The organism is Edaphobacter lichenicola (assembly GCF_014201315.1).
Classification (GTDB): domain Bacteria; phylum Acidobacteriota; class Terriglobia; order Terriglobales; family Acidobacteriaceae; genus Edaphobacter; species Edaphobacter lichenicola_B.
This window is the reverse complement of the sequence record NZ_JACHDY010000004.1, coordinates 76,479-102,799: the sequence shown is the minus strand read 5'-3', so window position 1 is coordinate 102,799 and position 26,321 is coordinate 76,479. Positions and strand designations below refer to the sequence as shown.

The 26,321-nt window shown below is 55.0% G+C and carries 16 protein-coding genes; 11 read left to right on the top strand and 5 right to left on the bottom strand.

The window, feature by feature from the left end:
* Window positions 1–3 precede the first annotated feature (3 nt).
* The 3 genes from HDF09_RS13905 to HDF09_RS13895 all read right to left on the bottom strand — a co-directional run bounded on the left by HDF09_RS13905 (window position 4) and on the right by HDF09_RS13895 (window position 9,809).
* Window positions 4–2,967: a hypothetical protein gene (locus tag HDF09_RS13905; protein ID WP_221270152.1), complete on the bottom strand. Its 2,964-nt coding sequence runs from the start codon at window positions 2,965–2,967 to the stop codon at window positions 4–6.
* 795 nt (window positions 2,968–3,762) lie between these two features.
* Window positions 3,763–6,342: a glycoside hydrolase family 3 C-terminal domain-containing protein gene (locus HDF09_RS13900; protein WP_183767333.1), complete on the bottom strand. Its 2,580-nt coding sequence runs from the start codon at window positions 6,340–6,342 to the stop codon at window positions 3,763–3,765.
* Window positions 6,343–6,557: 215 nt separating this feature from the next.
* Window positions 6,558–9,809 (bottom strand): TonB-dependent receptor, encoded by a 3,252-nt coding sequence (locus HDF09_RS13895; protein ID WP_183767331.1) that lies wholly within the window; start codon window positions 9,807–9,809, stop codon window positions 6,558–6,560.
* A gap of 606 nt (window positions 9,810–10,415) precedes the next feature.
* On the opposite strand from HDF09_RS13895, the gene cysD reads away from it, so the two are divergent.
* The 7 genes from cysD (at window position 10,416) to HDF09_RS13860 (ending at window position 16,766) form a co-directional block, all read left to right on the top strand.
* Window positions 10,416–11,327: a sulfate adenylyltransferase subunit CysD gene (gene cysD, locus HDF09_RS13890; protein WP_183767329.1), complete on the top strand. Its 912-nt coding sequence runs from the start codon at window positions 10,416–10,418 to the stop codon at window positions 11,325–11,327.
* Window positions 11,328–13,004 (top strand): sulfate adenylyltransferase subunit CysN, encoded by a 1,677-nt coding sequence (gene cysN / locus HDF09_RS13885; protein WP_183767327.1) that lies wholly within the window; start codon window positions 11,328–11,330, stop codon window positions 13,002–13,004.
* On the top strand, window positions 13,004–13,708 hold the full coding sequence (locus HDF09_RS13880; RefSeq protein ID WP_183767325.1) for a phosphoadenylyl-sulfate reductase: 705 nt from the start codon (window positions 13,004–13,006) through the stop codon (window positions 13,706–13,708). Before cysN ends, HDF09_RS13880 begins: the two co-directional genes overlap by 1 nt.
* Window positions 13,709–13,741: 33 nt before the next feature.
* Window positions 13,742–14,506, top strand: coding sequence for a sulfite exporter TauE/SafE family protein (locus HDF09_RS13875; RefSeq protein WP_183767323.1), 765 nt, complete (start codon window positions 13,742–13,744; stop codon window positions 14,504–14,506).
* A gap of 67 nt (window positions 14,507–14,573) precedes the next feature.
* Window positions 14,574–15,419: an ATP-binding cassette domain-containing protein gene (locus HDF09_RS13870; protein ID WP_311719669.1), complete on the top strand. Its 846-nt coding sequence runs from the start codon at window positions 14,574–14,576 to the stop codon at window positions 15,417–15,419.
* Window positions 15,420–15,482: 63 nt separating this feature from the next.
* Window positions 15,483–16,262 (top strand): sulfite exporter TauE/SafE family protein, encoded by a 780-nt coding sequence (locus HDF09_RS13865; protein ID WP_183767319.1) that lies wholly within the window; start codon window positions 15,483–15,485, stop codon window positions 16,260–16,262.
* A 66-nt stretch (window positions 16,263–16,328) separates the two neighbouring features.
* Window positions 16,329–16,766, top strand: coding sequence for a DUF971 domain-containing protein (locus HDF09_RS13860; protein WP_183767317.1), 438 nt, complete (start codon window positions 16,329–16,331; stop codon window positions 16,764–16,766).
* Window positions 16,767–16,819: 53 nt separating this feature from the next.
* Here HDF09_RS13860 and HDF09_RS13855 read toward each other — a convergent pair whose 3' ends face one another.
* The gene (locus HDF09_RS13855) at window positions 16,820–17,392 is read right to left on the bottom strand and encodes an LOG family protein (RefSeq protein ID WP_183767315.1); all 573 of its coding nucleotides are present in this window, start codon (window positions 17,390–17,392) and stop codon (window positions 16,820–16,822) included.
* A gap of 132 nt (window positions 17,393–17,524) precedes the next feature.
* The gene (locus HDF09_RS13850) at window positions 17,525–17,869 is read right to left on the bottom strand and encodes a hypothetical protein (protein WP_183767313.1); all 345 of its coding nucleotides are present in this window, start codon (window positions 17,867–17,869) and stop codon (window positions 17,525–17,527) included.
* A 297-nt stretch (window positions 17,870–18,166) separates the two neighbouring features.
* On the opposite strand from HDF09_RS13850, the gene HDF09_RS13845 reads away from it, so the two are divergent.
* The 4 genes from HDF09_RS13845 to HDF09_RS13830 all read left to right on the top strand — a co-directional run bounded on the left by HDF09_RS13845 (window position 18,167) and on the right by HDF09_RS13830 (window position 26,201).
* Entirely contained in the window at window positions 18,167–20,950 is a 2,784-nt protein-coding gene (locus HDF09_RS13845; protein ID WP_183767879.1) for an ATP-dependent helicase, read from the top strand.
* A 268-nt stretch (window positions 20,951–21,218) separates the two neighbouring features.
* The gene (locus HDF09_RS13840; RefSeq protein ID WP_260181315.1) at window positions 21,219–22,826 is read left to right on the top strand and encodes an amino acid permease; all 1,608 of its coding nucleotides are present in this window, start codon (window positions 21,219–21,221) and stop codon (window positions 22,824–22,826) included.
* Window positions 22,827–22,898: 72 nt separating this feature from the next.
* Window positions 22,899–23,939, top strand: a complete 1,041-nt coding sequence (gene add, locus HDF09_RS13835) for an adenosine deaminase (RefSeq protein WP_183767311.1) — start codon at window positions 22,899–22,901, stop codon at window positions 23,937–23,939.
* A gap of 687 nt (window positions 23,940–24,626) precedes the next feature.
* On the top strand, window positions 24,627–26,201 hold the full coding sequence (locus tag HDF09_RS13830) for a hypothetical protein (RefSeq protein ID WP_183767309.1): 1,575 nt from the start codon (window positions 24,627–24,629) through the stop codon (window positions 26,199–26,201).
* Window positions 26,202–26,321 lie beyond the last annotated feature (120 nt).

Here is a 26,321-nt window from a genome sequence, read left to right as displayed (position 1 = left end):
TTCCTAATGTGTGTTGGCATCGGCTCCCGTCCGCTCCGACATAGTAGAAGTAATATTGACCCCTAGGACCCCGGCAGTTTTGCTCTGTCGAAACTCATCTCCTGTTTCTTGAATAGCACGAAGGATTGCAGGCCAATCGTCGGGCTCGGTCGCAAATATCTTACTGACCGCACGTCGGCTCAGCTCCGGGACAAGGCTGTTTAGCGCCACAGGGGAATAACCCATCTCATCTGCCAGGCGAGCCCAATATAAGTTGCTGGACTCCCAAGACTCTCCAAAGAGGCGGCTGGAATAGGAGCCAAAGAAGGGAAAGGGTTTTACATTCAGCAGCTGGCAAGCGTTCGTTCGGGCCATCGTCGGATGGGGCACGCCGAAGTCTCTTGAGAGATGCTCCCAGCTTACCTCGGCTGGGTATCGCCGTTGCAGCTCCTGAAGTTGTTGACCAGCCGCCCCCCAGGAGCTATTTTCTTCGGGAAACCTACTTTCATACTCGGCAGCAAGGTAGGCGGTTTCGGCTGGCGTCATTTGCGGAAGCATGGCAGCTACATCCTCCGAACGAAACAGTGACTGTTGAACTCGTTCTAGTCGTTGCGATGTCAAACGATCAGAGAGGATGGCGATTACTTTTTCTCTGATTTGGTCGTTTCCTGCTGATGCCGTCAACAACTCTTCGCCGGACTTCTGATAAAGTGTGGCGGCATGAAGTTCAATCGGGGTCACGCTCCACCAACGCGGAAGCGTGGCGCCGACCAGAAGTTCCGGCACTAAATCTTTCCAAATTAGAGCTTGTATATTTTCCGGAGAGATAAAATCCTGCTCCGTCGTTGCCAAGGCATAAGACAGATCGACTAGAGATCCGACGAGATACGCTCCGCCGCCGGCAGGCGATCCCGCACCCAAGAGTATGGGTGCACTCCAGAGTCGATCCGGGCTCTGTATCGAAACGCCAAGAAAGTCGTGTGAGCGGACGAAGAGCGGATTATGGTGAAGCATTTGAGCGCCGGGGGGTTCATAGTACGCGTAGTTCAAACCAACCAGAGTATCCCTCAAAAAAGGCATGAGCTGGCCACGAGCTGTTTCGAGCTGGGCGTGCGAACCTTTCTCTTTAATGACCTTCGTCAAATCCGTGCGTACCTGCAGTTCCGCGTGATGGGCGGTGTAGTTCGGAGGTGCCCAACTGATCTTTTCGCTGTTGGTGAAGATCGGGCGAGGCAGGTCAAATTCTCGGAGCTCTGCTGCAAGTGGAATCAGAGCGTCGCTTTTGCCCTTCCCCTGGGCCATCTCTTCAAGGCCTTCACTAAGGGCGAATAACGTATCAAGAGAAACCAGCCGCTGGTCTTCTAAAACCGAATTGATTCTCGCGGTCAATGCGATGTGCTCGCGTAGTCCGTCCGGGGTCGCTTGACGTGGACCTGCAAGCAACTCAACGAGTTCGCCTTGAGAGGAGTCCGCCTTTGCGCCTACTGTAAGCAGAAGTTCCTGGAGGGATTTTTGAGTACTGTCGAAGAGTTGAGTAGAGGAAGAGATCGTGGTGAATGGCTCGACCACTTTCTGCCAGGACGTGTTCAATTCGCTCTCTGGAATTTGTCCTTGCCGGGCAAGGATCTGCCAGAGCCCGACGGTCGCTTGAAATGCTCCCAGGGCATTCCCACGCAGTGTCTGATTTGAAATTTTTTCGATCACGTCCGTCGATTTCATGAAGCTGGCGATGCCAGCGTCGTTCAGAGCCGGAAACTCAGCGAACACCAGGTACCAGTTGTTCAGTTTTGAAAATCGATCGGCCAATTGACGCACTGTCTCGGCGGATAAGCGATTCGCTGGCTGTCGTCCGCGATCTAATTCACTTAACGTGAGATAAATCTGGAGCGGTCCGTTATCACTGTCTATTGAGGAAAGTGCGGTCATCGTCTCGAGCAGCTGTTCCGGGCGATCCCAGCTCCGAGCTCGCTTGACCCAGCTGCGAACGGTTTTAGAGTCGGACTTTTGGAGAAGAATCTCTTTCCAAACCTCGAGATTTCCCGGTACGTGTGGGTCGCCGTTAGGCTCCCATTGAATACGCGTAAACAGCACTAACAGATCGGGCGCTTTTGGAAATACTCCGCTAACCGCATTGGTGCCATTAGCTGCTTTGCGAAAGACGTCGTAAAGTTGCTTCAGGCGTGGAGCTTCTGTAAGGTGTATCTGCTGCGTCCGACTGACACGGGACAAGGTATCGAAGTAGGCAGCAAGCCAGCCGTTATCCTTTGCAAGCAAGTTGGTAACGAACTCCCCCGACTTCTCTGGACTCGCACCGACCAGTTCCTTCCAATCCGCGCCTACACTCTCCCCTCCGGGGACAACTACGCGCCCAGAGCGGATACATATCTGGCTTCCATAAAAATCCAGGATGCTTCCAAACGGAAGCAGTTTCCTGAGGCCTGGCGAATCCCGCAATGCGAGGCTGGTTTCGTCGTCTGTTTTGGCTAGGGCCCAATACAGACGGGCCACGGAAGGATCGCTGAGTAGCACGTCTAACAGGTTCCCCGAGCTTGCCCTCGCATTTTGGCTTAACCCAATCCAATCGCCTTCGTGGAACAGCGCTGGAACTCGAGAAGCTCGATACTGATACGTGAATGGAGTGCCTTTCTGGAGAGCTTCTTCCAGTTCGACCAGAGGAAAGCCCGAATCGATCGTAAGAAAAGCTCTCTCCGGATTTGCCGTCTCTAATGTGAAGTTTTTCTGACCGCACCCTTCCCGAAGACGATACCCGAGGATATGAACGAGGGTACCAGCGTCGTCACAGCCGGCGACCCGGATCGTGCTACTCGCCCCTGCCAGAACTTGAAGCTCTCTCGCCTGATTCACATAACGATCAATCAAGATAAGGAATTCGGTCGGGCTGCTCTGCTGATAACCACGAAGATAGACGTTTCGGGCTAGGAGAGCCAGCACATCGTCCTTGGAGACCTTCTGACTAATACCAGCCATGCGGAGAAAAGATCGAAGAGGGCCGGGGATGGTGACATTATCTCTTTTAGAAGCTGGCGTCTTTGTAGCCAGCGACTGGGTGTTTTCCGAAGCCGCTGGGGACACCGCCTGGATCGTGCTGCAGGGGTGAATCAGGCAATAGATACATAGACATAGCCATCCTGCTAGGGAAATGGGCGACAGACGGAGCGGAGATTTCATCGCTGGACACCTTCTAAGAAGCTGGAAGACTAATGGTGCCGATGACAACGGGCGTAAACCCAATCAAAGAGCGAAATTGACTTGGATGTAAAACTAAGAAACGGGACTGTACACTAAATCGCGTTGATTCGCAAATCTACGGGTAGGCAGATACCCTATCCGGCTATGCCTCAACACTTTGATCAAAAAGATATATGGTCGTACAGTGTTTGGAGGGTACTGTACTACCTCCGTACCGCAATTTGCCAGAGTGAAGACATAAATTTTACAATTAACCCCTTTGGAAGAGATTCAGCTAGGCGGCATCTCTCACACGTCACCCACATTGTGATCTTTTTTCAGCTTTATTGGCGCATCATTGGTCGATTCGTTCTCTCTAACCGATCCAAGTCGGCTTTCAGCCGCGTATTCAGAATGTCTTGTTTGAGCTACTGCAGAACAGTGGAGAGGTTTCATCTGCGGCCAAAAGTGATCAGGGAACTTATGGTGCGACTTCAACTACAACTAAGTCGCCTGCAACCGTTCCCCATCACGACAAACGATTGCAGGCAGCTTTTCTTCTCAGTAAATTTTGATGCGACCTTGATCAGTCGACTACTCGCTGATGGATGATGTCAAAGGCTTTTCAAGTCTGACAGTAATTTTCTGCTGGGTGTCTTGGGAGGAATCGCCCAACGTCAGATCGTAGGCTCCAGCATCTGCCCGCCAGCTTGAAGATTTGACGTCAAAGTAGCTGAAGCTGCGAGGGTCGAGGCTAAAGGAGACGTGCTCTGTCTCGCCGGGTTGCAAAACAATTCGTTCAAACCCTTTTAGTTCTTTTGACGGGCGATCAACCGTGGCTGACTCCTGACCAACGTAAAGCTGGGCCACAGTTGCGCCTAAGCGATTTCCCGTATTTGTGACATCGCACGTTATAGTCATGTGGCCATCGACCGACGCAGTGCTCTTTAGCTTACTGAAAGAAAAGGTCGTGTAGGAGAGGCCGAATCCAAACGGGTACTGGGGCTCTACGTGATTGTGCTCATAACCTCGATAGCCTACGAAGATACCCTCTCGATAGACGATTTTGTTGGTGCCGGCGTCCGGATAATAGTTGCGATAGCTGGGATTATCCGTGATCTTCTTTTCCCAGCTGATGGGCAAATGACCGGAAGGATTATCTTCGCCAAAGAGGAGGCGAGCCGCTGCGGTGCCACCCTCCTCCCCTGCATACCAGGTCTCGAAGATTCCCTGAACCTTATCTTTCCAGTTTGAAATATCGACACTGCCGCCAGAGGTGATGAAGACGATTGTCTTTTTGCCGAGGGCGGTGATTTGCTGGATAAGCTGCTCCTGGCCGACGGGAAGCTCGAAGGTACGGTCTCCACCTTCCGACTCGGAGGATGCATTGAACCCCACTGCGAGGACGACCGTGTCAGCGTGCGAAGCCATCTCAAGAGCGTCTTTCTCTACGATCGTACTGAGAGGAGCAATGCCGACTCGCATGCCGGAGACGGAACCGATCTGCTGGGAGAGTTGCTCTAGAACCACCTTGTGCGGAGCCTGGGTGAGGGCCAAAGTTGTTTGGTTGAGGATGTATTTGGGGACCACGGAGCTGTCGAAGACAATCGCGTCGTCCACTAGAAGCCGATATTTCCCATCGGTCTGGACGAAGATCGCGAACTTGCCTGCCTCGGCGGGGGTGTAATAACCGGTCCAGCGGCTGCTGGTGGTGGTGCGCACGTAGGGAGATGCGCTCTTATGGGAGGTAAGCGCATTGAGCTCTTGTTCTTCAGGTTCGCGGCGAGTGGAGCCAGCGGTCAGCATGGCCGTCTCTGTGACTGTGCCTGTGACATCTCCTTCAAGGTTCGCTTTTGCGAAGGTAGTGTGGCTAACTCCCGGTGTTGTGCCCTGCGCATCGGTTGTGAAGCGTGTCAAACGTGACATCTGGTTGACGCTGTGAAGACCGCGAGCGTAGAGAACTTTTGTCTGCGGGCCAACGAAGTTGCTGATGCCTACCAGAAGATTGGCGTTGGCAAAGCTGACTACTTCGCCGCTACCGCCGCCGGTAGTGACGGTCTGGGTTGCCGTCGGTCCGATGACTGCGATCGTCTTAAGTGCAGTTTTGTTAAGAGGAAGTGCGTTGTTGTCATTCTTGAGCAGGACTGCCCCTTCAAGCGCGGCCTGCAAAGACGCCGTGCGGCCGTCGAGGTTATAGCGCGGGATACTGGTGTCCATCTGTGGTCGGTCGAGCCAACCGAAGTCGACTGCTACGCGGAGGATTCGGCGCACCTTCTCATCGATCTCGGCCTGAGTAATGGTGCCATCTTTCAGTAGGGGGAGTATTTTTTCTTTGGAGAAGTAGACGCCAAAGGGCATCTCGAGATCAAGGCCGCCTTTGGCGGTTGCTGCGGTGTCGTAGGTTGAGACCCAATCCGACATAATGATCCCTGGAAAATGCCACTGATCCTTTGCGACGGTGATGTTAAGACGCCCGTTCTGCGTCATGTGCTCTCCATTGGTAATGTTGTAGGAGTCCATGATCGCGCCTACCTTGGCAGTCTTCACGGCAGCCTCAAAGACGGGCATGTAGATCTCACGAAGTGTTCGTTCATCGATGATCGAGTCTGAATCGTGGCGAAGATACTCGGAGTTGTTACCCAGGTAGTGCTTGACGGTCGCCGAAACTCCTTCCTGCTGGACGCCTCGTATGTAGCCGACGGCGATCGCACTTGCCAGAAAAGGATCCTCTCCGAAGTATTCGAAGTTGCGACCATTCATGGGCGCGCGATAGATGTTTACTCCTGGGCCGAGGAGAAAAGCTGCGCCACGAGAGCGTGAATCGCGGCCCAGTTGCTGGCCGACGCTGAGAGCGAGCGCCCTGTCCCACGAAGCCGCGAGACCAATGCCAGCGGCATACGCAATAGTAGGTGCAGGGATGTGTGCGCCCACAGGACCGTCCGCCATTTGGAAGTAGGGGATATCCAGCCGCGGAATAGAATGGGTCCGAAAAGGAGTGTCACCACCGATGAGATCAATTTTTTCATCGAGCGTCATCTTGGCGAGGAGATCATCGACGCGCTTGTCGACAGCCTGGGGGTTGTTGCCGACGAACTGTGCAGAACTGGAAAGACTCGTCAGAAAGAGAGCGCCAACTACGATGGCGCTGCATGTGAAGAAGGGACGGTTGCGCATAAACATTTCGAGGAGCTCCGGCCTGAGTGAATTGGGTTCCTGTAAAAGCTTTCTATTTCACAGGAAGGAAATGACTGATTTTATTTCCCCGGAGAAGTATATCTATAGATCGTGCGGTAAGAGTTCCGCTACCACGTACCACGCACCTACGGTTCAGCATCGCCGTCTTGAGCTTCGATGCATCCGCGGAATATCCGAGAAGTTAATGTTTTTCCTTAAAATATGAGCTTGAGCGCGAGTTGGATCTGACGACTGGTAGAGGCTGCGGTAACGACACCGGCAGTGGGGCTTTGAACAGCGGCTGCAGTCTGGTTAGCGATTGTGCCCTGAGTAGGACCGCTTGTGTAAACGACTTCGTTGGGTGTCTGCAGGTTGGTGTGGTTGAGAACGTTGAAGAACTCGGCGCGAAACTGGAGCCTGGTCCCCTCAGTCAGCGCGGTAGATTTTAGGAGAGAGAGATCCCAGTCTGCATAACCTGGGCCAGTAAGAGTGTCGCGGCCGAGGTTCCCGATGGTGCCATAGGCGGGTGCAGAGAAGGCGGCAGGCGAGAAGAATTGCGCAACGCGAGTTGAGGTGGTGCCGCTAGCGTAAAGCCTCCCATGGAAGTCGGGATTGAGGTTGGGGCGGACGGGGTTTCGGGTGTCACCTGATCCGGTAGGGTTATAGCCGAGTTGAGGGCTGAAGGGAAATCCGGTTTGGAGTGTTGCGATGGTGCTGAGACTCCATCCCGATACCGCGTGGTTGATCAACGGCGACACGGTGGACAGAAGAAAGTGGCCACGGCCGACGGGTAGTTCGTATGTGGCGTTGAAGGCGGCGAGGTGGCGAATATCAGTCGCCGCGGGGCCGTAGTCCAACGAAGGATTTGCCGGATAGGAAACAAACGCGGGAGTGTTGGCCGAGACGCTTGTATTCCAGGCAGAGCCAGTGTCGAGATTCTTGGCGAAGGTGTAGTTGGCTCGAAGCTGTAACCCGTGTGTCAGGTTGCGGCGAAGATCAACCTCGACGGCGTTGTAGCTGCTCGAGCCGCCGGAGACCCATGACGTGGTGTTCGCTACCAGAGGGTTCGCTTTGACCGTCGTAGGGTAGTAAATCGTTCCGGCCGATGTGCCTACAGGGCAGATTGAGTTCGGAGAGCAGATGGTGGAACCCGGTTCGTTTTGATCTTCCGAAAGGATCTGGTGATAGCCGTGAGAGCCTACATAGCCAACCGTGATTGAGGTCGTTTGATCGAGCTGCTGTTCGATGCTGAGTGCGTAAGAGACAACGCTCGGAGTCGAGATATCGGGTTGAACGTTAGACGGAGAGATGAGCCCTGGTGCGCCGCTGATCGGACTTGCAATAGGCACGTTGGAGTAGGAGAGAGTTGTGTTGTAGGGCGCCGCCTGGTCGAGGCGATAGTCGAGATTGTCGAGAAGAGAGTGATGAAGGCCAATACTTGAGCGAAGCGAGGTTTTGCCATTGCCGAAGACGTTCCATGCAATGCCGACTCGCGGTTCGGGGAGAATCTTCGCGTGATTGTCCGACAGGGCGGAGGTTCCTGTCGTTGGACTGGAATTGATGATGCCGTTTGTAAAGCCATATTGCGAGGCGCGACCGTGGGATTCGTTCCAGCCATTGGTGGATTCGAAGCGAATCCCGCCGCGAATCTCGAACACTGGCGTAAGTTGCCAGGTATCTTCGAGGTAAGCAGCGCTCATGAAGCTCCGCCAATTAAGCGGCGTGGGATTGGGCACGACGGTGAAGGTTTTGACAGTTCCTTGCAGGAAGGTAGTGAGTGAAGCGAAGGAGGCTTGGCCGTACTGGTTCTGGGCGAGATTATCGTTCGACTGAAGCGACTGAAGCCACACTCCGGCCTCAATCTGGTGACGCGAGCGGGAATAGAAGACGTGGTCGTCGAAGGTGTAGAGATTGCGCGCCGTGGCATTGTTCGATCCAACGTTCGCACCGGCGCCGGTGATCTGCGACGAGCCGTTGGAGGCGGTAGAACCCGCGATCACGATAGCTCCAGTCGGCTTGCCCGCGAGGAAGCCGGGAGTGTCGGTCTGGATTGAAGAGGGAATATTGCCGAGGAAGAAGAAGCTAGCGCGAGAGTAGCCAACGCGGGCCGTGTTTAGCAGGTGAGCGGAGAAGACGTGTTGCTCCTGGACGCTGACGACTTGTTCACGAAGCGATTCGTTGATGAGCGAGAAGGGGTTTTGCGTCGGCGTGTTGGCGGTAGAATCATCTGCGGTGTAGACAGCAAATAGGAGGTCGCGCGAGGTGAGGTTAGCGTCAAAACGTGCGGTGCCGAAGTCCTCGCGGATGTGCTGGGTGGGATTGGAGAAGGCTTCACCTATTCCGGTCGGGTTGCCCTTGGCATCGAGCAGCTCTGGGCCGTTTTGTGCGGGCCAGAGATTAAGCAAAGCTCTAACTCCGTTCGCGACGCCATAGTTTTTCCGCGGTCCGCTCGGATTAGCCGGGTCGGGAAGCAGACCTTGTCGAGCTTGAGCGTCAGGAACGAGCGTGACGTCGGTGATCCCGAGGTTCTGCCGATAGCCTTCGTAGTTGCCAAAGAGAAAGAGCCGGTTGGTGCGAATGGGGCCGCCGAGAGAGGCACCATAGTTATTGCGCTGAAAGTTCGGGATGTGGGCCTGGTCGAAATAATTGCGTGCATCGAAGAAAGAGTTACGAAGAAACTCGTACGCCGAACCGTGGACGTTATTGGTGCCCGAGGCCGTTACGATGGAGATCTGGGCTCCCTGACGCTTCCCATAACTTGCCGCGTACGTGTCACTGACGACGTTGAACTCACGCACCGCATCGACGCCGAGCAGCTGACCGCTGGTACCGCCCGGGGTGACGTTGATCAGCGATGCGCCAGTGTATTCTATGCCATTGAGCAAATAGAGATTGTCCTGCGGGCGTCGACCAGAGATCGCAAACATACTACCCACGGAGGAGTTGGAGGTCCCAACCGATCCGCTGCGTTGCGCTGTGTAGTTCACCGCCGCAGGATTCAGCGTGATGAGTTGATCGTAAGAGCGGCCATTGAGCGGGAGGTCCTTGACTTGACGCTCGTTGACGAGGCCAGAGATCTGCTGGGTGGAAAGATTGACAGACGAGGGCACATCCGTAACGGTGATCTGTTCTGTGATATTACCCGGATGCAGCGTGAGATCGATGCGCGTGGCTTGACCTACAGTGAGAGAAATCCCGGCGCGTGTCTGCGGAGCGAAGCCCTCGCGCACCACGTTGATCGCATAAACACCAATGGGAATCGAAGGTGCAGCATATGCTCCGTCTGCATCGGAGATGAGGTGGCGCTCCCCGCCTGTCTCTTGATTTCGGATCGTGATCTGGGCACCGGGAACGACTGCACCCGCGGGATCCGTGATAATACCGCTAATGGTCCCACCTACGATCTGGGCGCTCGAAACCGTTGCAAGTAGAAATGGGGCTATGAGAAAAATTGATCGACGGAACATTGAAGATATCTCCAAGCGCCTTGAGCAGGACACGCATGTAGGTGGGGAATGGCTTTATAAAGTTTCGAGAAATGGAAAGGCTAGCGTCGACAACAGGTTGGCATCGTTTCCAGAGAGGAAACTATGATGCTGGTCTGCCGGAACTGCCTTGAAATTCTTGAATACATTGAATTCTCGAAAGAACGATAACCCGCTCTAGCAACTGGTCGATGTGAGTTTGCTTTGGAGGAGACTAGCTTCTCGACGGCGAGAGGCGCAGACCTGCTTCACAACAACAACAGCCAGTAACGGCATAGTGGAAGGTCAGAGCCATAAACCAAATAGTAGCACAGAGACTTTTTTATTCAACCGGATCTCAGTCTCGCTTTTTGAGTGAGCAGACTCTCGAACCGACTGACCAAGATTTGCCTCTGCTTCTGGGCTTTGCTATTCTGGGGGTAGAAAATGCGCATCTCATGCCAGCTCCGTTGTTGTTGCCCTTTCAACGTCGAGCAGGCGTGTCGACTCACGCGCTAGTCTTCCACTCTAAAAAACTGTTTTTCAGACACTTCTCCTGAGCTTTGTGCTTTGGGTAAGTTGCATCCGAAACTCCCTCTGGAGTCTGTCATGGCATTGGCCGCACCGGCACTTACGCATCTACAGCTTCTCGAAGCCGAGAGCATTCATATCCTTCGCGAGGTTGCGTCCGAGTTTGAACGTCCCGTCATGCTCTACTCCATCGGGAAAGACTCCTCTGTGATGCTGCGGCTTGCGCAAAAAGCCTTTTATCCCGCTCCGATCCCGTTTCCTCTTCTCCATATCGATACGGGTTTCAAATTCCGCGAGATGATCGAGTTTCGCGATCGCATGGCAGCTGAAGTTGGAGCTGAACTTCTTGTCTGGCGTAACGAGCCTGCCATTGCTTCAGGAACGAATCCGATCGCGCTCGACACCAAACGGTGCTGTGGCCTGCTCAAAACACAGGCGCTGCTCGATGGCCTTAGTCATTACGGCTTTGATGCTGCGTTTGGTGGCGCTCGTCGCGACGAAGAGAAGTCTCGCGCCAAGGAACGCATCTACTCTTTTCGCGATAAAGCTGGCCAATGGGACCCGAAGGCCCAACGTCCTGAGCTCTGGAACCTCTACAACTCGCGGATTCACCCCGGTGAGTCGATCCGTGTCTTTCCTCTCTCGAACTGGACTGAGATGGACGTCTGGCAGTACATCCTGCAAGAAAACATTCCCATCGTCGACCTTTACTTCGCCAGAGAACGGCCGATGTATGTACGCGAAGGCGCGCTTCTTCCGGTTGAACAGAGCTTTGTTGCATGGCCTGGGGAGCAACCACAGATGGTGCTCTCGAGGCTTCGATCGCTTGGCTGCAGTCCGTGCACCGGAGCGATTCGCTCGGACGCCGACACGCTGCCCAAGATTATCGAAGAGTTGCTTTCCTTCCGTTCGTCGGAGCGGGCGAATCGTGTGATCGACCACGATCAAGAAGGATCGATGGAACTCAAAAAACGTGAGGGCTACTTCTAAATGCCTATCAGCGAATCCATTCTGAAGCTGGACGTGGAGACACAGTTTGAAGAAGACTCAACGTTTTCTCTTTCCAGTTTTCTTGCGAACGAGCATGCCCGCGATCTGCTTCGCTTCGCCACCGCCGGTTCGGTCGACGATGGGAAGTCGACCCTCATCGGCCGATTACTCTACGACACGCAGAGTGTCTACGAAGATCAGGTCCGTTCGATCACGGGCAAGGGCACCACGGGCGCAGACAGCGTCGATCTTGCACTCCTGACAGACGGGCTCCGTGCCGAGCGCGAGCAGGGTATAACCATCGATGTCGCCTATCGCTATTTTTCCAACGCCAACCGCAAATTCATCATCGCCGACACACCGGGCCACGAGCAGTACACCCGCAATATGGCTACTGGCGCCTCAACGGCTTCGCTTGCCATCGTTCTTGTCGATGCGCGAAAGGGTGTGCTCACTCAGTCTCGCCGCCACGCCTGCATAACCGCGCTCCTTGGCGTTCGCCACATCGTCGTCGCAGTCAATAAGATGGATCTCGTCAACTACGACGAAGAGATTTTTAATGCGATTCGTGCTGACTTCACCGCATTTTTTGATGAACTTGGCGATATGCGTCCGCCGCACCTTTACTTCGTTCCAGTCAGCGCGCTGACCGGTGACAATGTCGTTCGCCCAACCGCTGCCATGCCCTGGTACGAAGGGCCTTCGCTGCTCGAACTGCTTGAATCGGTCCCTGCGGCGGAGGTCGGAGTCGCTGACCCTTTTCGTTTCGCGGTCCAGCGAGTCCTTCGTCCCAACCAGGACTTTCGTGGATTTTCCGGACAGATCGCAGCGGGAACAATCCACCCCGGGGATACCGTCATGGTGCTCCCGTCACGCCGAATGAGCCGCGTGCGCAGCATCGTTACCTTCGATGGCGATCTTGCGCAGGCACAGACTCCCCAATCTATAACTCTTACCCTTACAGATGAGCTGGACATTAGTAGAGGCGACTTGATCGTCGCTCCTGAATCGCCGGCGATCACGACAAGGAACTTCACTGCTTCCCTTGTTTGGATGGACGAAAAGCCTCTCAACCTTGCTTGCCGCTACTTACTGAAGCACACCAGCAGGACCGTTCAGGTTCTGATCACTGATATTCGATACCGCCTTGACGTAGAAACCCTGGAGCAAGGCGCCGCCGAAACACTGAAGTTTAACGATATCGGCCTAGTGGAGATTGAATCCGTTCTGCCGCTCTTTGTTGATAGCTACTCCACAAACCGCATCACCGGAAGCTTCGTTCTGATCGATCCGGTAACTAATTTGACTGTCGCCGCAGGAATGATCCGGTCTATCGGCGCTGAAACGATTGCCAAAACGACAAACGTAGTGACAGAGGCTGACCGACGCGAGCGTTGGGGCCACTCTGGAGCGCACATCCATCTCTTCAGTCCAATTGATTTCGCCGACGTGGTGGAACGAACTCTCTTTCTTCGGGGTGCTTTCATCGTTCGCCCAGAGTTACCCTCTGAGGAATCCATTGCCGCGCTTACCGCTGGTGGAGCCCTGGTCTTGACTCACGATACGTCTGAGGGGAAGGCAGTTCGTTTTGGTGAAAGGGAGATCGCTCTCTCCGACGTTGATGATCTCCTTCGCTTCCTCGAAGCCCAAGCAATCATTACGGGAGGAAACAGATAATGACCATTCTCCAATCCCACGTTCCTGATGCCAAACTTGCACACGTCCGCGAACTTCTCATCCGAGAGTTGCCAGAAACACCTGTCGAGAATGATGCCTGCCTCACCTGCAGCTTTCAGGCCGAGGATGTTCTCCTCCTCCATCTGGCTCGCGAACTGTGGCCCGATATCCCGGTCCTCTTTCTGGACACGGGCTACCATTTCCCGGAAACATATGCCTACCGCGACCGGATTGCAGTCGACTGGAAGCTGAACCTTACTAATCTTCTTCCAACCCGTACAGTTACGGAACAGGAACTTGAGCATGGACTGCTCTACCAGACCGCACCCGATCGCTGTTGTGCCTTACGCAAAGTCGAGCCGCTTTTCTCTGCGGTCGGCAACTACAGGATCTGGCTTACCGGTCTGCGCCGCGAACAGGCGCGTAGCCGCGCTGCGCTTGAAGAGATTGCAGACTTCACGCTGCCCAGCGGCATCACCGTACGCAAGCTCAGCCCCTTCGCCGACTGGACTACGCGGGACATCTGGCAGGCATGCGTTTTCTACGATATTCCGCTCCTGCCGCTCTACGACGTCGGCTACACCAGCATCGGCTGCAAACCCTGCACCTCGATCCCTACAGATCCCAACGACCCACGCTCTGGTCGGTGGGCTGGCCGCAAGGTCGAGTGCGGCATTCACATTCAGGCCGCTCCAAACCGGTGATCCGCGTCGATACGGTCGCCGAAAGGAAGACTCATGGAATACGCCATCGGATTTATTATCGCCGTCTTCATTGCCTTGACCGGCGTTGGCGCTGGCACGATCACAACGCCGCTGCTCATCTTGTTTCTTGGAGTTCCTGCGCCGATGGCTGTGGCCACGGGGCTCATGTTCTCTGCCGCGGTCAAACTTGTTCTGGTGCCATCGCAGATCGCTCGCAAGCAGGTTTCATGGCGTGTCCTTAGCCTTATGCTGGTCGGCGGGTTGCCGGGGGTTCTTATTGGCTCGCTCGTGCTCCGCCACCTTGACGTCCACGGCCCGCAACTTCTGCTGAACGGTCTTCTGGGCGGCGTATTGGTTCTAACAGCACTCTGGCAGATTTTTTTCTCCTTTCGACCAGAACGAACCGAAGCGCCACCAAAGGATCGCAGCCGCCTACTCCCTTTTCTGATGCTGCCCCTTGGAGTTGAGGTGGGATTTTCTTCTGCAGGAGCTGGAGCATTGGGCACTGCGGCGCTGCTCAGCCTGACTTCTCTCTCACCGGCGCAAGTAGTTGGAACGGATATTGTCTTTGGTTTTCTCCTCTCGCTCATCGGTAGTGGTGCCCATGGCTTCTTTCATGGAACTAACTCGAGTCTTCTTCGGCACTTGATTCTCGGAGGACTCGCGGGAGTTGCTCTTGGAACAGTTACTGTGCGCTGGATACCCAAAAGGCCCCTGCGATTCGCTCTTTGGGTCTGGCTTCTGGTCGTCGGATCGCAGTTCATCTATACGAACGCTTTCGCCGCATCGCACCATTAGAGCTCGCGCTGACCGCACTTTGTCCACTTGTTCGTGGGGTTCTTTTGTGTCAACCGGTCCGCACAGTATGGTTTTGCACCTATCAGCGCATGGCATTGCGGAGCGCACCGACGTCGGATGCTACCATCCGGCTATGCAAATCGATGAGACGGCACTGGTGCAGGCTCGAAGCCTGACGAAAGAGTTCGTAAGGGGACGCCGCGTGGTGGACGACGTTTCGTTCGTGATTCGGCCGGGAGAGACATTAGGATTGGTCGGCGAATCCGGGTCTGGAAAAAGCACTGTTGCTCGCCTTTTGCTGCAATTGGAAGAACCTTCTGTAGGGGAAGTGCGATACAGGGGGCGGGACCTACTGTCCATGACTTCACACGAGATGCGAGACATGCGACGACGTATGCAGATCGTATTTCAAGATCCCTACGCGGCGTTGAATCCCAGGATGCGAGTGAAGCAGATTCTGACCGAGCCATTTGAAATCCACGGGGAGAGACCACCCGCAGGTCTAGCCTCGCGGCTGAAAGGGATGTTGCTGACGGTTGGTTTGGATGAGTCGGCGTTGGAGCGGTTTCCTCATGAATTCAGCGGTGGGCAACGACAGAGAATTAACATTGCGCGCGCGTTGGCGCTCAGACCCGAGTTCGTGGTGTTGGATGAACCGGTGAGTGCACTGGATGTAAGCGTGGGCGCGCAGGTTGTGAATTTGCTAAGAGAGTTACAGAGAGAATATGGGCTGACGTATCTGTTTATCTCGCATTCTATGCCGCTGGTGCGGTACTTGTGCGACAGGGTGGCAGTGATGCAACGCGGACGGTTGGTGGAGTTGGGGGAGTGCGAACAGGTTTGCGAGGCGCCACGAGAAGAATATACGCGCCGCTTGATTGCGGCGACTCCGGAGATGCCAGCAGCAATGTGAACCCTAAGAGGGTTAAGGCTCAGGATCAAACGGCCAACCGCGACTGGATACAATGGAAGATGGATGATCTCGAATCTTAGTTCGCATTGGCACTACGTTTGGCTGGTCACAGCATCTCTTGTCGCTGGTGTGATGAATGCGATGGCTGGTGGAGGATCGTTCGTATCCTTTCCGGCTATGCTCTCCATTGGGGTGGCCCCCATTCAGGCAAATGCGACGAATACGGTCGCGCTATGGCCGGGACAGCTGACCTCGGTTGCTGCGTTACGCGGAGACCTAATCCGGGAACTCTTGCCGGTTGTCTGTGCGGCTTCAGTTCTAGGAGGAGTCAGCGGAGCTGTCGTACTGCTGAATACCCGGCAAATCACGTTTCTGCATATGGTTCCCTGGCTGCTGCTGGTCGCTTCCCTGCTGTTTGGAATCAGTGGTCCGGTATCTCAGTGGCTGAGGAAGCGGTCGTCCGAGCCTCATATCAAGAGATCCCCTGCAGTGAAGTCCCTGTTTTTTGTGCTGCTGCCGGTATGCTTTTACATTGGCTACTTTGGCGCAGGTGCTGGCTTTTTGATCATGAGCGCGCTGGCGTTATTTGGAGTAGAGGAGATGAACGCGTTGAACTCACTGAAGGTGCTTGCGGCGTGTTTGTCCAACTTCTGCGCCGTGGTTACGTTTGTAGTGAGTGGCGCAGTCATCTGGCGTTACTGCCTGATCTCAATGATATTTGCCGGCGTTGGCGGATATGTTGGAGCGCAGTATGCTCGGCGAATGAGTGCGAATGTGCTGCGAACGATCGTTGTGATTACTGGATGCATGATGGCTGCTTATTTCTTCTGGAGAAATGGCTAACCAGCGGTATCAGAGTGGAGAGATTTGAAGATGTCGTTCGGAACAACGGCATGAGGAGAGCGCGCAATGAGTCATGAAGGAATTCGTATTGTCAGCGCAGAGCAGGCGCGCCGGGAAGACGCGGAGCACGAGCAGATGCCCACGGGCTCGGTGACTCCGAGAAAAGTGCGAGTGAAGAAGACCGAGGGAACTGGGGTCGAAATCGAGTGGCAGGACGGGCACCGAAGTGCGTGGAGCTTCGCGTGGTTGCGGAATGCTTGTCCGTGCGCCACATGCCACGAAGATCGGGAGAAGACAGGCAGGTTACCAGGGGAGGCGAAAGCCAAAGACCAGACTCTGCTGAAGATGTATGAGGCTCCGGTGAAACCGCTGGAGGTGACACCGGTTGGCAAATATGCGCTGAGGTTCAAGTGGAATGATGGACACGAAAGCGGAATCTACTCCTGGGCATATCTGCGGCGAGTGTGCCATTGTGAAAGCTGTATGGCAAAGCAAGGGCTATAGCGAGGGCCGATGGCACTGCGAATGATTGCCGAGCTCTGTTAGCCTGTCGAGATTCAGTCGAGTTTGTCTGCAGACGCTCCCTGCTCGTCTAACTTCAACATGGTAAATGCCTCTTCAACAGTATCTGCGACGAGAAGGAGTTGGCGGTTCTTCGGCTTGAGCATCCCCTCGGTTACGCAGTGATCAAGAAAGGTAAGGAGTTTGTCGTAGAAGCCGTGCGTATTGAGCAAGAGGATAGGTTTCGCGTGGAGCCTAAGGGTGTGCCAGGCGAGGACTTCGAAGAGTTCCTCGAAGGTACCGAAACCGCCCGGTAGCGCGATGAACGCGTCGGCCTTTTCTCCAATCAGCGCCTTACGGGTGTGCATGGTGCTGGTGATGTGAAGCTCGGTGATACCGCGATGGGCCACTTCGAGATCGACGAGCACTTCAGGAATAACACCGATGACTTTGCCGTCAGCGGATAGGGCAGCCTCGGCAACGGCCTCCATCAGGCCGACGTTTGCGCCTCCATAAATTACGCCAATATTGCGGGCAGCAAGGGCACGCCCGAGGTCCTCGGCAGCGGCTCGGTAGGCAGAATGAAAACCATTGGCGGAAGCACAAAAGACGGCGACATTGCGAATCATACTGCTGAGGATATCAAGCGCGTCACATGGATAGTCGGAGTTGATCCATCAAAGAGGAAAGAACCCTGCAGGCCGACCGGACTTGATAGAAGCGATCGGCCTTTGGAGTCATTCAGCGATATCGTCTCGGTCCTAACGAATTGCGATCGTGGCACCGTTATGATCTTTAATGACCTCTTCGATGAGAGATCCTACCGCGTGGTTTGGTGTGGCACTATTGGCAACGATGCGTGTTCCCACTGGAACATCCAGGTTAACTAATTTGCCGGGCTCAAGCGTCATAGGTTTATCCCCGACCAGGACCTGCAGAGAAGCGCCGGTGTCATTGCGAAGATTCAGTTTGACCGTATTGGTCTTTGTTTTGCCGAACATTGCATGAACAGGAGATGAGATGCTTGTGGGAGCCGCGTATATGGCCGGAACTGCAACAAGAGAGGTAGCGACAACTGCGACGGTCAAGAGATTGTGACGTTTCATACTACGCTCCATTACTTCAAGATTTCGACTGAAGTTCTCTGCCATGGATCAGGGAGCCCGTCGTGAATTGAGTTACGCAAGTTAGACGATGCTAGTTCCCCGAAAAATCAATTTTGGTTTTCGAATTAACCAGCCAGTCTTAATTTGATTTCCCAATGTCCAAGAGTGGACAAGCTGTTCGCAAATGAACAACGGACTGGACATTCGATAGCTTTCTGGCGGTTGCAAAAGGAGCCAGCCCTGAGAGCTTAAAATAGGGTATTGGAGTGTGTGCAGTTGAGTCGACTTTTAGAGAATATGAATCCGCAACAGCAGGAAGGCATCCGATCGGTGGATGGGCCGGTGTTGCTGCTGGCAGGAGCGGGATCTGGCAAGACGCGCGTCATTACGCATCGCATTGCCTATCTGATTCAGGAGCGGGGTGTACCGGCCGACGCGATTCTCGCTGTGACCTTTACGAACAAGGCTGCCAAAGAAATGGCCGAGCGGGTGGATAAGATTTTAGGGCACACCAGTCTGGCTAAACCAATGCTGGCCACATTTCATAGCTTTTGTGTCCGCGTGCTCCGGCGAGATATTGAGGCGCTCCGCGTAGGAGGCGTTGGGTTGACAAAGACCTTCGCAATCTACGATGAGACCGATCAACAAGCGGTAGTGAAGCAGGCACTGAAGCGGCTTGCCATTGACGACAAGTCTCTGAAACCGCGTGTTGCGCTTGGGCGAATCTCATGGGCGAAGAACCACATGATTGACCCGCAGGAATATTTTCTTGCGAGCACTAACCCGATGGAGGAGAAGATTGCTCACATCTTTGAGATTTATAAGAAGGAGCTATTTAAAGCGAATGCGCTGGACTTCGACGATCTACTCCTTGAGACTGTCCGTCTGCTGAAGTCGTCTGAGGAAACTAGAGAAAGATACAACCGACGCTACAAATATCTTCTAATCGACGAGTATCAGGACACGAACCGGCCTCAATATGAGTTGATGAAGCTGCTGGCCGGACCTGACGCCAACGTCTGCGTGGTAGGCGATGAAGATCAGTCGATCTATAGCTGGCGCGGCGCAGACATTAAAAACATATTGGAGTTTGAGAAGGACTTTCCCGAGACAAAGACGATCCGGCTCGAGCAGAACTACCGTTCCACGCAGGTAATCCTGGAAGGTGCGGGAGCGGTTGTTGCACAGAATACGCAGCGGAAGGGCAAGAATCTGTTCACCACGCGAGAGGGTGGAAGTCTTATCGGCTACTACGAAGCCCCCGATGGCGAGAACGAAGCGCTGTTTATTTCCGATCGAATTCAACGGTATCTGCGCGAGGCTGGGGGACAGGTAGATATGCCGAGATGCGCCGTACTATACCGAACCAACTCACAGTCGCGGCTCTTTGAAGAGGCTCTGCGCCGGTACCAGATTCAGTACCACATGGTGGGTGGATTCAGCTTTTATGACCGCGCCGAGGTGAAAGACATTCTGAGCTACCTGAAGCTGGTGCAGAATGTGCATGACTCGGTCGCGCTGGGACGGGTGGTGAACTCGCCGCCTCGCGGAATTGGCAAAACAACGATGGAGACGCTGGAGCGAATGGCTCTGTCAAGCGGTATGAGCACTTGGGACGCTATAAGACGCGCCATTGAAGATAAGCTGCTACCTGCGCGAGCCTTGCAGGCTCTGAGTAGCTTCAGACGGCTGATTGAAGACGCGCGGGCAATGCTGGGTCCCGGTTTTGCAGAAAAACTAGCTGAGGACGTCGCACAGGACGATGACACTTCCCTGCTCCCCGAGGATGTTGAAGACGCTGAAGCGGATGTTTCGTTCGGGTTTGGTGATCCGGAATCTGAGGACACGGGCGCGAATACTTCGTTCGACACGAGTTTTAACTTCGGCTTCGACTTTGGTCCGAGCGAAGAGTTCTCCACGATCGCTGCTGAAAACTCTTTAGACTCTGATGCTGCGCACGGGATCGATTCAGCGAGTTTCAATCCGTTTGCACCGGTGGTACTCAAGAAGTCCGCAGGGACGACAACGGAAAGAGCCGCTGAAGTCAAGATGGCTGACGAGAAGCCGGCGTTTCGCAAACCGGGCGATGTCGCCACACTGCCTGAGCTGATCAAGTTTTTGAACGATCGGAGTGGATATATTCGAGCGCTGGAGGAAGAGGCGACCCCGGAGTCTTTCTCGCGGATCGAAAACCTGAAGGAACTTGCCAACGCCGCGCAGGACGCACAAGAACGTGGCGAAACATTGCATGAGTTTCTGGATCACGCCGCGCTGGTCAGCGATGCAGATAGTTACAGCGAAGAGGCCAGGGTAACGCTTATGACGTTGCATGCTGCCAAAGGTTTGGAATTTCCGCTGGTCTTTTTGAGTGGGATGGAAGAGGGCCTGTTCCCTCACTCTCGAACGCTGACCGATCCAACTGGGCTAGAGGAAGAACGTCGCCTTTGCTACGTCGGAATGACAAGGGCGATGGATACGCTGATAATGACTCGCGCCAGATATCGACGGCGATACGGAAGCGATATGCCGGAGTCGAGCATCGCTTCGCGATTTCTGGAAGAGGTTCCAAGCCGACTGGTGGAGGACTTGGGAAGTCCGCCTGCGCGACCGCAGTTTTCCGGATCGGATTATGGTTCGGGTTACGGTGGAGCGTACGCGACGCCCTATCCCAAGGCAAACAGGTTCGACCGTCCGAGTACCGAGCAGGGCGATCAGCACTATAGCTATGAAGACGAAGATCAAAGCGGTGAGCGAACTCCGGCCCGGCCTTCTGGGCTTCCCGGCGTGAACCGTCGCGCCGGATACACCGCTAAAACCGCGCCGCCGGGGCAATCAATGGATAACATTGCCAGCTTCTTCGCCGCACGGGGACAGAAGATTTCGCGCCCGAAGCCGGAAGTTCAGGAGCAGACTGGAAAGACTGGGTTGAAGCAGGGTTCGCGGGTCAGGCATCCTAAATATGGGGAAGGCACGGTGTTTCGTCGCGAAGGCGATGGGGATGACGCGAAGATTACAGTACAATTCCAACAGCACGGCGTAAAGAAGCTGGTGGAGAAGTTTGCCCAGCTGGAACGCCTCTAAAGTTTCGAAAATCGCGTCTATAAGAAAGATTGGCAAAGATACATGGCAAACACCAAGAGCATCACCGACACACAAGAGCGCAAGAAGGTAAAGCGCGCAGCACGCAAAGCCGCGCCAGCGAAGGGTCCACGCACCGGTGCTCGTGGCGAGAACAAGCAAAAGGTTAAGAAGGCAGCTCGCGGTCAAAGCAAGCGGTAGCCCCTGCCGGGGTCGCTCGAATGGTATTGCGCCGTGACCCCCGGCCTAGATTGAAGTCTTCTAAATCGCATTGTGCAGTCGGAAACGCCCCGCACCAATTCATCTGCAAGCAGGAGCGAGCGCGCTGGCCAGGCAAATCTTTGCAACCAAGTCGATCGACAAGCTGATCTCAGAATCGGAGAGGCCGGAGCACGCGCTGAAGAAGACGCTGGGCCCTGTCTCGCTGACTGCGCTAGGTATTGGCGCGGTAATTGGTTCGGGTATCTTTACGGTCGTAGGAACCGCGATTGCGGGCGAGAAGTTCGACACTACTTCGATCCTGCGTGCCCCTGTGCTGGACTATCTGATTCACCACTCGGCACTGGCGGGACGACCGGGAGCGGGGCCGGCACTGGCAATCTCGCTCGTGCTGGTTGCGATCGTCTGCGGTCTGACAGGACTGTGCTATGCAGAGCTGGCTTCGATGATTCCTATTGCGGGGTCAGCGTACACCTATACCTATGCGACGCTGGGGGAGCTCGTTGCCTGGATCATCGGGTGGGACTTGATCCTGGAGTATGCCGGCAGCAATATGGCTGTTTCGGTGGGCTTCGCAGCCCATATGGTGGATCTGCTCGACTGGTTCGGATTCCATCCTGCACTCCGCTGGATCTCACCTGCCTTTTTGCCGGGTGGATTACAGGACCTCCAGGGACACGATCTCTATCTCCCAGGATGGCACTTCGGCTTCGATTGGCCAGCGTTTCTGGTCGTTATGCTGCTCACCGTGGTGTTGGTACGCGGGATTCGAGAGTCGGCGCGAACCAACAACATCATGGTGCTGCTGAAGCTCGCCGCGATTCTGCTGTTCATCTTCGCTGGCGCGCACTTCATCAAACCTGCGCTCTATCATCCTTACTCGCCGAACGGCTGGTCGGGTGTGCTGACGGGCGGCTCGATCATCTTCTTCACCTATATCGGGTTTGATTCGGTATCGACCGCGGCGGAGGAGTGCAGGAACCCCCAGAAGGACGTTCCGATCGGGATCATCGCGACGCTGGTTGTGTGCACGATCCTGTACATCGGTGTGGCGACGATTCTGACTGGGCTGGTGCCATGGCAGAGCATGGTCGACGATGCTGCTCCGGTGGTGAATGCGCTCAAGAAGCTATCGTTGCAGCCGGGCGGACACAGTTTGCACTGGGTGAGGCTTGCGGTTCTGCTGGGTGCGATGATGGGCATGATCTCCTCGATCCTGGTGTTCCAGCTCGGGCAGTCGCGGGTTTGGTTCGCCATGTCGCGGGATCGGCTGCTGCCTGCGTTCTTCGGGAAGGTACATCCCAAGTTCCGGACGCCTGCGGTTGCGACCTGGGTGGCTGGAATCGTGGTCGGCGTTCCTGCTGGGTTGTTTGATATCGGTACCTTGACGGATCTGTCGAACATCGGGACGCTCTTCGCGTTCGCTCTGGTCTCGATTGGCGTAATCATTCTGCGATATCGCGAGCCGGAGCGGCGGCGCAGGTTTCGGGTTCCGTTTGGGCCTGTGATTCCGATGCTTTCGGTTGTCTTCTGTGTGCTGCTGATGATGGGATTGCCGATTATCACCTGGATGCGCTTCTTCGTGTGGCTTGGAATTGGGTTGTTGATCTACTTCTTCTACAGCCGAAAGCGGAGTGAGTTCTACGGGCCGAAGGTTTAGGCATGTCTGGGCAACGAGCCGGAGCTAACGAGTCGGTCAAAGAAGTAGGTCCAAGAAGTCTAAGATAGATAGATGGCGCGAAAACAGACGAGACAAGACGCTGAGATCGATGTGGTTGATTGGCTGCGAAAGCTGCCGAAGGTTGAGCTCCATCTGCATCTCGAAGGAACAATTCAACTCGATACGCTGCTGGAGTTGAGCAAGCGGCATGATGCAGAGCCGCTGACGAGCGAGGCGGCGAAGAAGCTCTATGTCTATGAGAATTTTCTTGGATTCATGGACTCGTTCAAGGCGGTTTCGGCTCGTCTGGTGGGGCCGGACGACTATGAGTTGATTACTTACAACATGGTTCGGGACCTGGCGGCACAGGGGGTGGTTCATGCCGAGGTGTATATCTCGTTCGGGATTATCTATTACTGGAAGAACGCGGAGGTGGAGCCTTACGTCGAGGCGATCGAGCGGGGGCGGATTCGGGGCGAGAAGGACTTTGGCACTACCGTCTACTGGCTGATCGATGCGGTGCGGCACTTCGGGGCGGAGGAGGCGGTGAAGGTGTTTCGGAAGGCGGCCGAGTTGCGGAGGCTGTATCCGAACATCGTTGGGATCGGGATCGGCGGGGATGAGGCGCGGGGGAGTGCGGATCTCTTCAAGGAGTCGTACGCGGAGGCCAAGACGGCCGGGCTGCGGCTTACGGCTCATGCGGGTGAGACGATCGGGCCGGAGAGCATCTGGGCAGCAATCAACATCGGGGCGGAGCGGGTGGGTCATGCGCTCTCGGCGCAGCATGATGCGGAGTTGCTGGAGGTGCTGGCGGAGCGACAGATTCCGCTGGAGCTGAATGTGACCAGCAACATCCGGACGGGCTGTTGCGGGAGCTTCGACGAACATCCGGTGAAGCATTACTTCGAGTCGGGGCTGATGGTGACGATCAACTCGGATGATCCTCCGATGTTCGGGAGCAATCTGCTGGAGGAGTACGTGCTGGTCGAGAGCCGGTTCGGGTTTTCGCTGGAGCAGATGCGGGAGCTGGCGGCCAATGCGGTGGAGGCCAGCTTTCTGCCGCCGGAGCGGAAGCTCAATCTGCTGCGGCAGGTGGAGCAGTACGGGTACTGATTCCATGACGTCCCCACCCCCCCCTATTACCCGCGTGTAACCTATTTGTTTTTAATGGTTTACAGGATGCCACAGGCCGCAAAAATCAGATTCTAAAGGGTTTGCTTGCAGATTCGAGCAAACAAAGGGGTTACGGGTTAGTTCTCTCCTTTAAGCAATCAAGCCCCGGAGTTCGCCGGGGCTTTTTTGATCTGTATCCAGTATAGCGGTTTGACCATAACTGATACGCCACGCGAATGTGCTGGATTGGCGCGGGTTTTCGCGATTTCAGGGCTTGACAACGTTTGGCTCCGACGAGAGCTGGAAGTCTCTTCGGCGGCCAGTGTCATTCGACCATAGTCCGGCGCCTGATGGCATCAGCAACGCATTAGCCTTCCGGGGTTATTTGCGATTCTCGCTGAGTGAATCGGCGATTTGACGTCAATCGAGGAGCAAGCGAGTGATCTCCATTTCCTCCCTATCCAGGAAGTCGATTTACGGTTTGCCTAGTTTGTCGAATCTGACGAAAACCCTCGACTTCTTTTTGGGTTCTAAGAACCGAAGGTTCAATTTCCTCTTCGAGTCTGCCATAGGCTTGAACCATGTAACGTAAACAGTCCCGCTGCTTGTTATCGAAGGCACTGAGAGGTCTTGATGTCCAGGGCTACACGTGAGTTAAGGTTGTTTTGGCTGTTTGTGTGCCTTGCAATGGGAGGAATCGATTTTGCAGCCGGCTCTTCGGCAACGCAAGCACAGAACTCTCACACGGGATCGGTGACCGGCGTCATCGATGGCGTGGCCTTCGAGGGCGACCAGTACTACGTCCACGGGTGGGCCTGCCAGGAGGGCATTCGGGGCGCAATTAGCATCAATCTCTACGCAGACGGCGCGGCGGGTGGCAAGCCACCAGGTGTGTACGTCATCGCAGACACGGCCAATCTGGACAACGAACCGGCTGTTGACCGCGAGTGCCATGACGCCAATGGCGGCAAGCACAGATTCAGGACTGCACTGCCGAACCAACTGCTGAGAAGCTTCCAGAACAAGAAGCTCTTCATCCACGGAATCGCGCTTGCGGGCAACGTCGACAATTCCCTCCTGGCAGGGTCGGGAAATTTTAGCTTGCCCACACCTAAATGGCCGCCCGATCCGCCGACGCCCAACTTTCTCGATGGTCCCGCTGTGGCGGCGTTCGACACAAGGAAGGATTCGTGCGAGCAAATCGATATTCCAGACGCCGCGGCCCGCGCATTCCGCGACAACAAAGGAACGATCCACCTGATCGCTTCGCACTATGTCACGCGCGCGGGGCTCGGGCCAACACTCGAAACCGTGAAGCACAATTGTCAGGTTGTCTACCAGACTCCGCATGACGGGAACATTGCAGACTTCAACGACTACACCTGGCTCAATGCGTTCTACAACGTGGACGGCAAGCGTGTGGTAGCGCTTGGGCACATGGAATATCACGGCTGGGAGCATGGCCAGTGCGCGGGGAAGACGGACACCATTACCTGCTGGTACAACGTGCAGACATTCAACCTATCGGAAGATGGCGGCTATCATTTCGCTCGGCCGAAGCCACCTGCGAACTATTTTTTGAGCCTTCCATACAAGTATCAGGTAAATCAGGGTCCGGAAGGTGTCAGTGTCGACGCCAACATCGTGAAGGTAGGCGACTGGTATTACACCGCTATGAGCGGATGGCCGTGGCCGCCCAATTGCGGCGACGGCAAGGGGTTGCGGCCTTGTCTGAATCCCGGCGGCACCTGCCCGATTCGCACAGCGAATATCCTGGATGCATCGTCCTGGCGCGGTTGGGATGGAAAGGGATTCAATATGGTGTTCGCCGATCCCTATCGCGAACTGATAACGAATCCCGCGTCACATCTCTGTCCTCAGGTGCCGAATATCGAGTTCTTGACGGGGTTCAACTACTACGAGCCAGCGCATTTGTTCATTGGGACGCAATTTACTCCGGTGGAGACCGCGTATGGTCCGCCGGGCGTGTACTTCACGACTTCGCCGGACTTTGTGCATTGGAGCAAGCCTGCACTGGCGCTAACCATGAACCAGATGCTCCGGCGGGAGCCTGAAGGCAATTGGTCGTACGCGTACTTTTCTCTGATTGATCCGAGGTCGACGGATTCGAACTTCATGACGATTACGGACACTCCTTATCTCTATTACGTACGATCGGACGAAAACCATGGCCCTTACCAGCGCGTCTTGTTTCGGCAAAAGATCAAGTTGAACTGGTTAATAAAAGGGCAGAGTCGATGAACGAATTTCTCTGCGGTGATCCGATCGGATTTCAGTTGACGCTAACAGGGCAATGCGCTCAGCGAGACTCGTTCTATCTCGGCGATCTTTTTTGCCAACACGCTAACGACTTCTATCGAC